The sequence below is a fragment of the Aeromicrobium terrae genome (genome assembly GCF_008039565.1).
GTDB classification, from domain to species: domain Bacteria; phylum Actinomycetota; class Actinomycetes; order Propionibacteriales; family Nocardioidaceae; genus Aeromicrobium; species Aeromicrobium terrae.
Genome location: NZ_VDUX01000003.1, coordinates 158,039 through 170,147, shown reverse-complemented (window position 1 = coordinate 170,147; position 12,109 = coordinate 158,039). Strand labels below are relative to the sequence as shown.

Below are 12,109 nucleotides of genomic sequence, written 5' to 3'. Positions count from 1 at the left end.
GGACGGACCGACGGTGAAAGCCAAGGAGTGACATGGCAGTAAGCGATACCGCAGTTCAGACCGCCGGCGCGTTCGTCGGCGGCGGCCTGGCCCTCGGAGGCGGCGCCGTCGGCGCGGCCATCGGTGACGGTCTGGCCGGCAGCTCGACCATCCAGGGCGTCGCCCGTCAGCCGGAGGCCCAGGGCCGCCTGATGACGATCTTCTTCCTGACGGTCGGCCTGTGCGAGGCGATGTACTTCATCAACCTCGCGTTCATGGCGCTGTTCGTCTTCGCGCTGGCCTGATCCGTGATCCCGTCGATCATTCTGGCCGCCGCGGAGGAGGGCGGGTCCGAGGAGAAGAACAACTTCCTCGTGCCGAACGCGACGTTCCTGTTCGAGCTCGTCTCGTTCGCGATCATCCTGTTCGTCCTGTGGAAGTGGATCCTGCCTCCGATCAACAACGCGATGACGGAGCGCCAGAACAAGATCAAGGCCCAGTTCGAAGAGGCCGAGAAGCTGAAGGCCGAGGCCCAGGCTGCCGAGGCCGAGAACCAGTCGCAGCTGGCCGAGGCGCGCGCCGAGGCGTCGCGCATCCGCGAGGAGGCTCGTGAGCAGGGCGCCCAGATCGTCGCCCAGCACCGTGAGCAGGCCGTCGTGGAGGCGGAGCGCATCACGTCCGCCGCTCAGGCGCAGATCGAGGTCGAGCGGGCCCAGGCGCTGGCGCAGCTGAAGAACGAGGTGGGCACCATCGCCACCACGCTCGCCGGCCGCATCGTCGGGGAGTCGTTCGACGACGACGAGCGGTCCAAGCGTTCGGTCGACGAGTTCATCGCCGGCCTGGAATCAGCACCGAAGTCGGAGGCCTGATGCGCGGAGTATCGGCAACGTCACGCGAGGCGGTCCTCGACGTCGTCGAGCGATCCACCGGCGAGCCGGGCCAGCTCGGTGACGAGCTGTTCTCCGTCGCGTCGGCGCTCGACGCGACGCCGTCGGTACGCCGCATGCTCACGGACCCGGCCACGGAGCCCGACGCACGCTCGGGCATGGCCGCGGCCGTGTTCGGCGACAAGATCGCGCCGGCCACCCTCGCCGTGCTGGACGTGGCCGCCCGCGGACGCTGGGCGTCCTCGCGCGACCTCACCGACACGATCGAGGCCGCGGGCGTGGCGGCCCACGTCGCGGCGGCGTCGGCAGCGGGCACGCTCGACTCCCTGGAGGACGAGCTGTTCGAGGCCGGCCGGCTGATCCGCCACGAGGCGGACCTGCGCGGCGTCCTCGGTGACCGCACGATCTCGGCCGACCGCAAGGCGCCGCTGATCGAGTCGATCTTCGGCGGCAAGGTCACCGACGCCACGCTGGCTCTGCTGAAGCAGGCCGCAGCGGCCCGCACGGGCGCGTTCGAGTCGGTGCTCCACCGCTTCGCCGACGAGGTCGCGGCCCGCCGCGACCGGGTGCTCGCGGAGGTTCGCAGCGCCTACGAGCTCGGCGACGACGAGCGCAGGCGTCTCGCCCAGGCGCTCGCCGCACGCTACGGACGCGACGTCCAGCTCAACGTCGTCGTGGACCCGTCCATCGTCGGCGGCCTCCGGGTCGTCGTCGGCGACGAGGTCATCGACGGCTCCGTCGCCACGCGCCTCGAGGACGTCCGCCGACGTCTCGTCGGCTGACCACAGACCACATCGAAGACAGACAGAGAAGGCAGGAACGACACATGGCGGAACTCACGATTCGCCCGGACGAGATCCGCGACGCGTTGCAGCAGTTCGTCTCGGACTACACGCCGAGCGCGGCCTCGACCGAAGAGGTCGGCATCGTCTCGGACGCGTCCGACGGCATCGCGCACGTCGAGGGACTCCCGTCGGCGATGGCCAACGAGCTCCTCGAGTTCGAGGACGGCACGCTCGGCCTCGCCCTGAACCTCGACACCCGCGAGATCGGTGTCGTCATCCTCGGTGAGTTCTCCGGCATCGAGGAGGGCCAGACGGTCCGCCGCACGGGCGAGGTCCTCTCGGTCCCGGTCGGCGACGGCTACCTCGGTCGCGTCGTCGACCCGCTCGGCAACCCGATCGACGGCCTCGGCGACATCGACACCGACGAGCGTCGTGCCCTCGAGCTGCAGGCCCCCTCGGTGGTCCAGCGCAAGAGCGTGCACGAGCCGCTGCTCACCGGCATCAAGGCGATCGACTCGCTGACGCCGATCGGCCGCGGCCAGCGCCAGCTGATCATCGGCGACCGCCAGACCGGCAAGACCGCCATCGCGATCGACACGATCATCAACCAGAAGGAGTTCTGGGCGAGCGGCGATCCGGAGAAGCAGGTCCGTTGCATCTACGTCGGCATCGGCCAGAAGGGCTCCACCATCGCGGCCGTCCGCGGCTCCCTGGAGGAGGCCGGCGCGTTGGAGTACACCACGATCGTGGCCGCCCCGGCGTCCGACTCCGCGGGCTTCAAGTACCTCGCGCCGTACACCGGCTCGGCCATCGGCCAGCACTGGATGTACCAGGGCAAGCACGTCCTGATCATCTTCGACGACCTGTCGAAGCAGGCCGAGGCGTACCGCGCCGTGTCGCTGCTGCTGCGCCGCCCGCCGGGCCGTGAGGCGTACCCGGGCGACGTCTTCTACCTGCACAGCCGCCTCCTCGAGCGTTGCGCGAAGCTCAGCGACGACCTCGGTGCCGGCTCGATGACCGGCCTGCCGATCGTCGAGACCAAGGCGAACGACGTGTCGGCCTACATCCCGACCAACGTCATCTCCATCACCGACGGCCAGATCTTCCTGCAGTCCGACCTGTTCAACGCGAACCAGCGCCCGGCGGTCGACGTCGGCATCTCGGTCTCCCGCGTGGGCGGTGCGGCCATGACGAAGTCGATGAAGTCCGTCACCGGCTCGCTGAAGGTCGAGCTGGCCCAGTACCGCGCCATGGAGGCGTTCGCGATGTTCGCGTCCGACCTCGACGCCGCGTCGAAGGCCCAGCTCGCCCGCGGTCAGCGCCTGATGGAGCTGTTCAAGCAGGGTCAGTACAAGCCGTTCCCGGTCGAGCAGCAGGTCGTCTCCATCTGGGCGGCCACCACCGGCAAGCTCGACCCGGTCCCGGTGCAGGACGTCAGCCGCTTCGAGCAGGAGTTCCTCGAGCACGTCAAGTTCCAGCACGAGGGCATCTTCGACGCCATCCGTGAGTCCGGGAAGTTCGAGGACGACAACGAGGCGGCCCTCGTCGAGGCGTACGACGAGTTCGTCAAGCGCTTCGAGACGAGCGACGGCGAGCGCATCTCCGTCGGTCACGAGGAGTTCGAGGCGCTGGAGGACGAGGACGTGGAGCAGGAGCAGATCGTCAAGCAGAAGCGAGGCTGACGGAACGCCATGGCAGTTTCACTCCGCGAGTACCGCGCCAAGATCAAGTCGACGCAGTCGATGAAGAAGATCACGCGCGCCATGGAGCTCATCGCTGCGTCCCGCATCATCAAGGCGCAGCAGCACGCGGCGGCCGCCGAGCCGTACGCGCGCGAGCTCACCCGGGCGGTGTCGGCGGTGGCGACGTTCTCGAACGTCGACCACCCGCTGACCACCGAGAAGGACGACCCCAAGAAGGCGGCCGTCCTGGTGATCTGCAGCGACCGCGGCCTCGCGGGCGCGTACTCCTCGAGCGTGCTCAAGGAGGCCGAGCGGCTCACCGAGAAGCTGCACTCGGAGGGCAAGGAGGTCGAGTACTACCTCACCGGCCGCAAGTCCGAGAGCTACTTCAACTTCCGGGGCCGTGAGTTCGTGAAGAGCTGGACGGGCTTCTCCGACAAGCCGGAGTACGCCAACGCCCGTGAGATCGGCGACGAGCTCGTAGCCGCGTTCAACGCCGGCCTCGAGGACCCCGCCGAGGGTGGCCAGGCCGCCCCCGAGCGCGCCGTCGACGAGCTGCACATCGTGTTCACCCGCTTCAGGTCGATGCTCACGCAGGAGCCGGACGTCATCCGGCTGCTGCCGCTGGAGGTCGTCGAGGGCACGGAGGCGCCGCCGTCCGACGAGGTGCTGCCGCTCTACGAGTTCGAGCCGTCCGAGAGCGAGGTGCTCGACGCGCTGCTTCCCAAGTACGTCAACGCCCGCATCTACTACTGCCTCCTGCAGGCGGCCGCCTCCGAGCTCGCCGCCCGTCAGAAGGCGATGAAGTCCGCCACCGACAACGCGCAGGACCTCATCGAGAAGTACACCCGCATTGCCAACCAGGCCCGCCAGGCCGGGATTACCCAGGAGATCAGCGAGATCGTGGGCGGCGCGAACGCGCTCGCCGACGCCACCGCTGGGAGTGAGTGAGAGACATGACTGCCACCACCGAAGAGAAGACCACCACCACCGGCCGTGTCGCCCGCGTGATCGGCCCGGTGCTCGACGTCGAGTTCCCGAGCGACCAGATGCCCGAGATCTACAACGCGCTCACCGTCGAGACCGAGGTCGCCGGCACCAAGGAGACGCTCACCCTGGAGGTCGCCCAGCACATCGGCGACGGCATGGTGCGCGCCATCAGCCTGCGCCCCACCGACGGCGTGGTCCGCGGCAGCGTGGTCACCGACCTCGGTGAGCCCATCACCGTCCCGGTCGGCGACCAGACGCTCGGCAAGGTGTTCAACACCACCGGCGCCGTGCTCAACCTCGAGGAGGGCGAGACCTTCGAGGTCGAGGAGCGCTGGGGCATCCACCGCAAGGCGCCCGCGTTCGACCAGCTCGAGTCCAAGACCGAGATGTTCGAGACCGGCATCAAGGTCATTGACCTCCTCACCCCGTACGTGCTCGGCGGCAAGATCGGCCTGTTCGGCGGCGCCGGCGTCGGCAAGACGGTGCTCATCCAGGAGATGATCGCCCGCGTGGCCCGCGACCACGGTGGTGTGTCGGTGTTCGCCGGTGTCGGCGAGCGCACCCGTGAGGGCAATGACCTCATCGCCGAGATGGAGGAGGCGGGCGTCCTCGGACAGACCGCCCTCGTGTTCGGCCAGATGGACGAGCCGCCGGGAGCCCGCCTGCGCGTGGCTCTGTCGGCCCTGACGATGGCCGAGTACTTCCGCGACGTGCAGAAGCAGGACGTGCTGCTGTTCATCGACAACATCTTCCGGTTCACGCAGGCCGGCTCGGAGGTCTCCACGCTGCTCGGCCGCATGCCGTCCGCGGTGGGCTACCAGCCGACCCTGGCCGACGAGATGGGCGTGCTGCAGGAGCGGATCACGTCGACCCGCGGCCACTCGATCACCTCGATGCAGGCGATCTACGTGCCGGCGGACGACTACACCGACCCGGCCCCGGCCACGACGTTCGCGCACCTGGACGCCACCACGGAGCTCAGCCGCGAGATCGCGTCGCTCGGCATCTACCCGGCGGTGGACCCGCTGACGTCGACGTCGCGCATCCTCGACCCGCGTTACATCAGCGAGGCCCACTACACGACGGCCAACCGCGTGAAGGGCATCCTGCAGCGCAACAAGGAGCTCCAGGACATCATCGCGATCCTCGGTGTCGACGAGCTCAGCGAAGAGGACAAGACGATCGTGTCCCGCGCACGTCGTCTGCAGCGCTTCCTGTCGCAGAACACCTACGTGGCCAAGCAGTTCACCGGCATCGAGGGCTCGACCGTCCCGCTCGACGAGACGATCGACGCCTTCACCAAGATCTGCGACGGCGAGTACGACCACGTGGCCGAGCAGGCCTTCTTCATGTGCGGCGGTCTGGACGACGTCGACAAGAAGTGGGACGAGATCCAGAAGGGCCTCTGATGGCGGACGGCACGCTCGAGGTCTCCCTGGTCGCCGCCGACCGCGTCGTGTGGTCCGGCGAGGCGCGCGAGGTGCTCGCCAAGACGTCCGAGGGCGAGATCGGCATCCTCATCGGCCACGCGCCGGTGATGTCGAGCCTCGTCCCGGGTGTCGTCGAGATCGTCACCGAGGAGGAGCGGATCGTCGCCGCCACCGAGGAGGGCTTCCTCTCCGTGGCCGACGACCGCGTCTCGATCCTGTCCGAGGACGCCTTCATGGCCGACGAGATCGACGCCGAGGCTGCCCGCGCCGAGGTGGAGCGCCTGTCGCCGGAGGGCGACTCGATCGAGCTCCGCCGAGCCGAGGCCAAGGTGCGCGCCGCCGAGAAGTCCTGACCGTCGAGCGCTGAGGGAGGTCAGCGGTGCCCATCTGGTTGTGGCTCGTCGACTCCCTCGCGCTCGTCGTGGTGCTGGCCGCGCTCGTGGTGGTCGGCCTGGTCGCCCGGCGCCGCCTGGTCGCGCGCGGCGGCAGCACGTTCGACCTCAGCATCAACCGGCACGCCGAGGCCGCCCCGAAGGGGTGGACCCTCGGCGTCGCCGTCTACCGCGACAACGCGCTCGAGTGGTACCGGACGTTCTCGTTCGCCTGGTGGCCCCGGTACCGGTTTGAACGCGGCGAGCTGGTCGTCCACGAGCGGCGGGAGCCGGTCGGGGCCGAGACGTTCGCCCTGCACGCCGGCCACGTCGTGGTGGGCGTCCAGCACTCCAGCGGCGTGCGCCAGATGGCGATGAGCCCGAGCGCCCTCACCGGGCTGCTCGCCTGGATGGAGTCGTCGCCGCCCGGGCAGAGCGTCAACAACGTCCTCTGACTCCGCCGTTCCGGTTGACGCGGTCGGGAAGGCCGACCAGAATCGTCGCTAGCGGGGCCATCGTGGGCCCATGAGGGAGAAGGTCGTCATGATCAAGCGCATTGTCGTTGCCGCTGTCGCGTCCGTCGTCGTCGCGCTGCCCCTGGCCGCTCCGGCGTCCGCCGCGCCGCACCACCACGGCAAGCCCGGTGGTGTCATCACCTACGCGATCGACTGGGAGTAGGTCGAACCGAGGTCTAGCGGTCCCCGCCGGGGACCCAGAGCACGTCGCCGCGCTCGCGGTTGGCGTGGCGCGCCAGGATGAACAGCAGGTCGCTGAGCCGGTTCAGGTACCTGGCCGTGAGCACGTTCATGGTGTCGCCGTGCTCGGCGATCGCCGCCCACGCCGAGCGCTCCGCGCGCCGTGTGATGGTGCGGGCGACGTGCAGCTCGGCCGCCGCCTGGGTGCCGGCGGGCAGGATGAACGACCGCAGCGCCTCCAGCGACTCGTTGTAGGTGTCGCACCAGCCCTCGAGCCGCTCGATGTAGTCCGGCTCGACCCGCAGCGGCGGGTACTTGGGGTTCTCGACGATCGGGCACGAGAGGTCTGCCCCCACGTCGAACAGGTCGTTCTGCACGTGGGTGAGCACCGCGACGATGTCGTCGGGCAGGGTGCCGAGCGCGAGAGCGACGCCGATGTGGCTGTTCGCCTCGTCCACGTCGGCGTACGCGCCGAGCCGCAGGTCCTGCTTCGACGTGAGGCTCATGTCCCCGAGACGGGTGGTGCCGTCGTCGCCGGTGCGCGTGTAGATCCGTGTCAGGTTGACCATGGGCCGAGCGTATCCGTAGCCCAGACGCTCACGGTCCGGGCCGCGCGCTCGAACCGGCGGATCAGCAGGTCGACGATCGCGTGCTGCGGCGACGGGGAGAGCAGGGGTGCCGTCACGAGGTCGGCGCCTGCGGTCTCCAGCTCGCCCTGGAAGTGCCCGGGCGCCAGCACGTAGGACGCGATGACGACCCGACGACCGCCGGCGCGGGCGTGCGCGACGACGTCCGTGACCGGCGTCCCGTGGCGGCCGAGATGCCCCACGCGGACGTCTCCGCCCCAGACCGCCCGCAGCAACGTCGCCGCGTGCTCGACGTCCTGGAGCGCCTCGGGGCGGCTGGAGCCCGACGCCCCGAGAACGACGACGTCGTCGGGTCGGGCTCCGGCCTCGGCGAGCCGCTGGGCGCCGACCTCGGCGAGCGTCCACGACGGACCGAGCGGTGCGGTGGCGACGGCGTGCGGGTGGTCCGCCACCGCGGTCGCGATGTCGTGCTGCACGTGATGACCGGACGACAGCAGCAGCGGCAGGACGACGAGTGGACGCCGCTGACCCGCGAGGACCGTGGGCAGCCGGTGCGCCTCGACGTCGACCACCGCCTCGAGCACGTCGAACGGGGCGACGACGTGCCGCACGGCGGCGGCGAGACGCCGCACGACCTCGCGACCGGCCGGGTCGTGGGTGCCGTGAGACGTGAGGACGAGCGCCGGGTTCACGGCCGCACCCCCGCGTCGGCGAGGACGAGCCGGTAGCCGCGCTTGACGACCGTGCTGATCGGGGCGTGCGGTCCGATGGCCTCGCGTAGCCGCGCGACCGACACCTCCGCGGTGTGCGGGTCGGTGGATCCTCCGGGCAGCGCGGCGAGCAGGTCCTCGCGTGACACGACGGCGCCCGGGTCGCTGGCGAGGCGCCGGAGGATCGACAGCCCGCCGGGGGAGACGGGGAGGAGGCGGTGGTCGAGGGTCGCCGTCCGAGCTCGGAGGCGTAGTCGGCCCGCGACGGTCGGGATCCCGCCGTGCTCCGCACCGAGGTGGACGACGAGCGAGCGCACGAGGGCGCCCAGCCGGCCACGGTCGGGCACGAGCGGACGCAGACCGGCGACGTGGAGCGGCTCCGCGGTCACCGGACCGACCGCGGCCATCGTGAGCCGGCCCTCACGCACCTGGTCGACGACGCGGTCCTGGGCGTCCTGCTCGCGGACGGCCGCGAGCCACGCCTCCGCCCCGGGCGCCGACGTGAACACGACGGCGTCGTACAGGCCGGCGGCGGTGTCGGCGACCGAGCGGACCACGGCGGCCGGGTCGGGCGGGGGTCCCCAGCGGTAGACGACGAGGTCGGCCACGTCTGCTGCACCGGCGCCACGCAGGTCGGCCTCGAGCCCGTCGTCGCCCGATCCGTGGTGCTGGACGGCGATCCGGGCGCCGGCGACCCCGTCGGCCCGCAGGAACGCCGAGATCTCCGACGACGTCTCCGACTCCGCGACCCAGTCGGGACGCAGTCCGACGGCGCGCAGGGCACCGTTCGCCTTCGGGCCGCGCGCCACCAGGCGCGAGCGCGCCAGCGCGGCCAGCAGGTCGTCGGCCATGCCGGCGGCCTCGGCGGTCTCCCACCACCCGCGGAACCCGATGCCGGTGGTGATGATGACGATGTCCGCCGGGTCCTCGACCAGCTCGCGCGTGCGGGCGAGGAGGGCGTCCTCGTCGATGTGTGCCTGGACGCCGAGCGTGGCGGCGACGTCGACCTCGGCGCCGCGGCGGGCGAGGGCGAGGGCGAGATCGCCGGAGCGTCGCTGGGCGGTGACCAGGACGTGGGTGCCGGTGAGGACCTGGGCGGTGGTCGTCATCGCGCGCGCACCTCCACCTGACCGTCGACGACGCGCACGTCCCACGTGCCGAGGCTGACCTCGGGATCGTCGAGCGCGGCCCCGGACCGGAGGTCGAACGCCTGCTTGTGCAGCGGCGAGATGACGACGGGCACCTCACCGGCGCTGCCCACGAGGCCGCGGGCGATCACGTTCGCCCCGGAGAACGGGTCGCGGTGCCCCACCGCGTGGAGGTCGCCGGAGGACAGCCGGAACAACGCCACCTGCGCCGGTTCGCCGCCCGGCCCGGTCACGAGCGCCGCGGCACCGCGGTCCGGCACCAGGGCGTCGAGCGGGCAGACCGGCTGCCACGTCGTGCTCACGGCTTCCCCACGGGGATGGAGGGCCCGGCCACCAGGACCGGCCCCGCGGGCCGTCGTTGCCCCCGTTCCTCGAGGTAGGCGAGGTCGGGGTCCGCGGTGCCCGGCGCGTTGACGTACGACGCGAACACCGCCAGCTTGGCCGGGTCACGCAGCGTCGCCGCCCACTCGTCCTCGTAGCCCTCGACGTGGCGGGCCATCATCGCGTCGAGCTCGGCGCCGATGCCGAGGGAGTCCTCGAGCACGACCTCTCGCACGTGCTCGATGCCGACCTCCTCGAGCCACGGAGCGGTGCGCTGGAGCCGGTCGGCCGTGCGGACGTAGTACTGCAGGATCCGGTCGATCGTCCGGACGAGCTCCTCGGTGGTCAGGTCCTCGGCGAAGAGTTGGGCGTGCCGCGGCGTGAACCCGCCGTTCCCGCCCACGTACAGGTTCCAGCCCTTCTCGCTGGCGATGACGCCGATGTCCTTGCTCCGCGCCTCCGCGCACTCGCGGGCGCACCCGGAGACGCCGAGCTTGATCTTGTGCGGCGAGCGCAGGCCTCGGTACCGCAGCTCCAGGGCGATGGCCAGGCCGACGGAGTCCTGCACCCCGTACCGGCACCAGGTGGACCCGACGCACGACTTCACGGTGCGGAGCGCCTTGCCGTAGGCGTGGCCGGACTCGAAGCCCGCGTCGACGAGCCGCTCCCAGATCTGCGGCAGCTGCTCGATCCGGGCCCCGAACAGGTCGATCCGCTGGCCGCCGGTGATCTTCGTGTACAGCCCGAACGCGCGAGCGACCTCGCCGATGGCGATCAACCCGTCGGGCGTGATCTCGCCGCCGGGGATGCGCGGGACGACCGAGTACGTGCCGTCCTTCTGCAGGTTGGCCATGACGTGGTCGTTCGTGTCCTGCAGGGCGGCGTTCTCGTCGTCGAGCACGTGTCCGCGGCCCAGACTGGCCAGGATCGACGCCACGACGGGGCGGCAGATGTCGCAGCCGTGACCGGTGCCGTGCCGGCCGATGATCTCGCTGAACCGGGTGAGCCCGGTGATCCGGACGATCTCGTACAGCTCGGCGCGGGTGACGGAGAAGTGCTCGCACAGCCCGCGGTCGATCGTGACGCCGGCCGCCTCGAGCTCGGCGTCCATGAGCCGCTTGACCAGCGGGACGCAGGAGCCGCACGACGTGCCGGCCCTGGAGCACGCCTTCACGCCGGCGAGGTCGGTGCAGCCTGCGTCGCACACGGCGGACCGGATCTGCCCCGCGGCCACGTTGTTGCACGAGCACACGACGGCGTCGTCGGGCAGGTCGCCCGAGCCGGGCGGCTCGACGCCGTCTGGGAGCAGCCACGCCGTGGGGTCGACGCCGAGCGGCCGGCCCACCATCGGCCGGAGTGACGTGTACGCGCTCGCGTCGCCGATCAGCACGCCGCCCAAGAGCTCGGAGGCGTCGTCGCTCATCACGAGCTTCTTGTAGAGGCCGGCGACCGGGTCGGAGTAGACCACCTCGAGGCTGCCGTCGGTCCGGCCGAACGCGTCGCCGAAGCTGGCCACGTCGACCCCGAGCAGCTTGAGCTTCGTCGACGGGTCGGCGCCCTCGAACCGGGCGTCGCCCCCGAGCAGGCGGTCCGCGACGACCTCGGCCATCGCGTACCCGGGGCCCACGAGCCCCCAGGTCCGCCCGGCGACGTGCGCCGCCTCGCCGATGACGTAGACGCCCTCCGCGCTCGTGCGGCACGCCTCGTCCGCGAGGACGCCGCCCCGCTCGTGCACCTCGAGGCCGGCGGCGCGGGCGAGCTCGTCCCGCGGCCGCACGCCGGTCGCGAACACCACGACGTCCGTGTCCAGGGTGGGCCCGTCGGTGCGCAGGGCCTTGACCCGCCCGTTCCGGCCCGTGACCACCTCCGTGCTCGCAGTGCCCGTGAGCACGCGGACCTCCAGCTCCTCGACCAGCCGGCGCAGCGCCTCGCCGCCCCCGGCGTCCACCTGCAGGGGCATCAGCCGGTCGGAGAGCTCGACGACGGTCGTCTCCGCACCGAGCTGGGTGAGCGCGCCCGCCGCCTCCAGGCCGAGCAGCCCGCCACCGACGACCACGCCGCGGGCCGGACGTCCCCCCGCGCGTCCGGACCGCTCGTTGACCCAGGCCCGCAGCTCCGCGACGTCGTCGACGGTGCGGTAGACGAAGCAGCCCTCGGCGTCGGCTCCGCGGACCGGCGGGACCGTCGCGGACGACCCGGTGGCGAGGACGGCGGCGTCGTACCGGACCCTCCGGCCGTGGGTCGTCAGCGTGCCGGCCGCCGGGTCGATCGCGTCGACGGGGGAGGAGCGGTGCAGGCGCACCCCGGTCGTCCGCCACAGACCGCGGTCGCCGAGCAGGAGCTCGTCGGGGTCGCGGAGCGTGAAGAACGAGGTCAGGGCCACTCGGTCGTACGGCGGGCGGCTCTCCTCGCCGAAGACCTCGATGTCCCACTCCGTCGTCGCCCCGCGCTCGACCAGCGCCTCGACGAGACGGTGGGCGACCATGCCGGCGCCGACGACGGCCAGGGTGCGCTTGCTCATCCG

At 71.3% G+C, this 12,109-nt stretch carries 14 protein-coding genes; 9 read left to right on the top strand and 5 right to left on the bottom strand.

Annotated elements, in window-relative coordinates; translation table 11 throughout:
* Positions 1–32: 32 nt before the first annotated feature.
* From FHP06_RS07465 to FHP06_RS15975, 9 genes are all read left to right on the top strand, one after another.
* Positions 33–284, top strand: a complete 252-nt coding sequence (locus FHP06_RS07465; RefSeq protein ID WP_147685389.1) for a F0F1 ATP synthase subunit C — start codon at positions 33–35, stop codon at positions 282–284.
* A 3-nt stretch (positions 285–287) separates the two neighbouring features.
* The gene (locus tag FHP06_RS07460) at positions 288–848 is read left to right on the top strand and encodes a F0F1 ATP synthase subunit B (RefSeq protein ID WP_222706406.1); all 561 of its coding nucleotides are present in this window, start codon (positions 288–290) and stop codon (positions 846–848) included.
* Positions 848–1,648: a F0F1 ATP synthase subunit delta gene (locus FHP06_RS07455; protein WP_147685387.1), complete on the top strand. Its 801-nt coding sequence runs from the start codon at positions 848–850 to the stop codon at positions 1,646–1,648. Before FHP06_RS07460 ends, FHP06_RS07455 begins: the two co-directional genes overlap by 1 nt.
* A gap of 44 nt (positions 1,649–1,692) precedes the next feature.
* On the top strand, positions 1,693–3,333 hold the full coding sequence (atpA, locus tag FHP06_RS07450) for a F0F1 ATP synthase subunit alpha (RefSeq protein WP_147685385.1): 1,641 nt from the start codon (positions 1,693–1,695) through the stop codon (positions 3,331–3,333).
* 9 nt (positions 3,334–3,342) lie between these two features.
* Positions 3,343–4,284 (top strand): F0F1 ATP synthase subunit gamma, encoded by a 942-nt coding sequence (locus tag FHP06_RS07445; RefSeq protein ID WP_147685383.1) that lies wholly within the window; start codon positions 3,343–3,345, stop codon positions 4,282–4,284.
* Between the two features lie 5 nt (positions 4,285–4,289).
* A complete protein-coding gene (atpD, locus tag FHP06_RS07440; RefSeq protein ID WP_147685381.1) occupies positions 4,290–5,732 on the top strand; it encodes a F0F1 ATP synthase subunit beta in 1,443 nt (480 codons plus the stop codon).
* A complete protein-coding gene (locus tag FHP06_RS07435) occupies positions 5,732–6,106 on the top strand; it encodes a F0F1 ATP synthase subunit epsilon (protein ID WP_147685379.1) in 375 nt (124 codons plus the stop codon). The genes atpD and FHP06_RS07435 overlap by 1 nt, the downstream gene beginning before the upstream one ends.
* Positions 6,107–6,132: 26 nt before the next feature.
* Positions 6,133–6,579 (top strand): DUF2550 domain-containing protein, encoded by a 447-nt coding sequence (locus FHP06_RS07430; protein WP_147685377.1) that lies wholly within the window; start codon positions 6,133–6,135, stop codon positions 6,577–6,579.
* Positions 6,580–6,649: 70 nt separating this feature from the next.
* Positions 6,650–6,802 carry a hypothetical protein gene (locus FHP06_RS15975; RefSeq protein ID WP_187271835.1) on the top strand — a complete coding sequence of 51 codons (153 nt, stop codon included), beginning with the start codon at positions 6,650–6,652 and terminating at the stop codon, positions 6,800–6,802.
* A 13-nt stretch (positions 6,803–6,815) separates the two neighbouring features.
* Here FHP06_RS15975 and FHP06_RS07425 read toward each other — a convergent pair whose 3' ends face one another.
* The 5 genes from FHP06_RS07425 to nirB are packed head-to-tail and all read right to left on the bottom strand — an operon-like array spanning position 6,816 to position 12,106.
* A complete protein-coding gene (locus FHP06_RS07425; RefSeq protein WP_147685375.1) occupies positions 6,816–7,388 on the bottom strand; it encodes a cob(I)yrinic acid a,c-diamide adenosyltransferase in 573 nt (190 codons plus the stop codon).
* Positions 7,376–8,098: a sirohydrochlorin chelatase gene (locus FHP06_RS07420; protein ID WP_147685373.1), complete on the bottom strand. Its 723-nt coding sequence runs from the start codon at positions 8,096–8,098 to the stop codon at positions 7,376–7,378. Before FHP06_RS07420 ends, FHP06_RS07425 begins: the two co-directional genes overlap by 13 nt.
* Positions 8,095–9,225, bottom strand: coding sequence for a uroporphyrinogen-III synthase (locus tag FHP06_RS07415; protein ID WP_147685371.1), 1,131 nt, complete (start codon positions 9,223–9,225; stop codon positions 8,095–8,097). Before FHP06_RS07415 ends, FHP06_RS07420 begins: the two co-directional genes overlap by 4 nt.
* A complete protein-coding gene (gene nirD, locus FHP06_RS07410; protein WP_147685369.1) occupies positions 9,222–9,566 on the bottom strand; it encodes a nitrite reductase small subunit NirD in 345 nt (114 codons plus the stop codon). Before nirD ends, FHP06_RS07415 begins: the two co-directional genes overlap by 4 nt.
* Entirely contained in the window at positions 9,563–12,106 is a 2,544-nt protein-coding gene (gene nirB, locus FHP06_RS07405; RefSeq protein WP_147685367.1) for a nitrite reductase large subunit NirB, read from the bottom strand. The genes nirD and nirB overlap by 4 nt, the downstream gene beginning before the upstream one ends.
* Positions 12,107–12,109 lie beyond the last annotated feature (3 nt).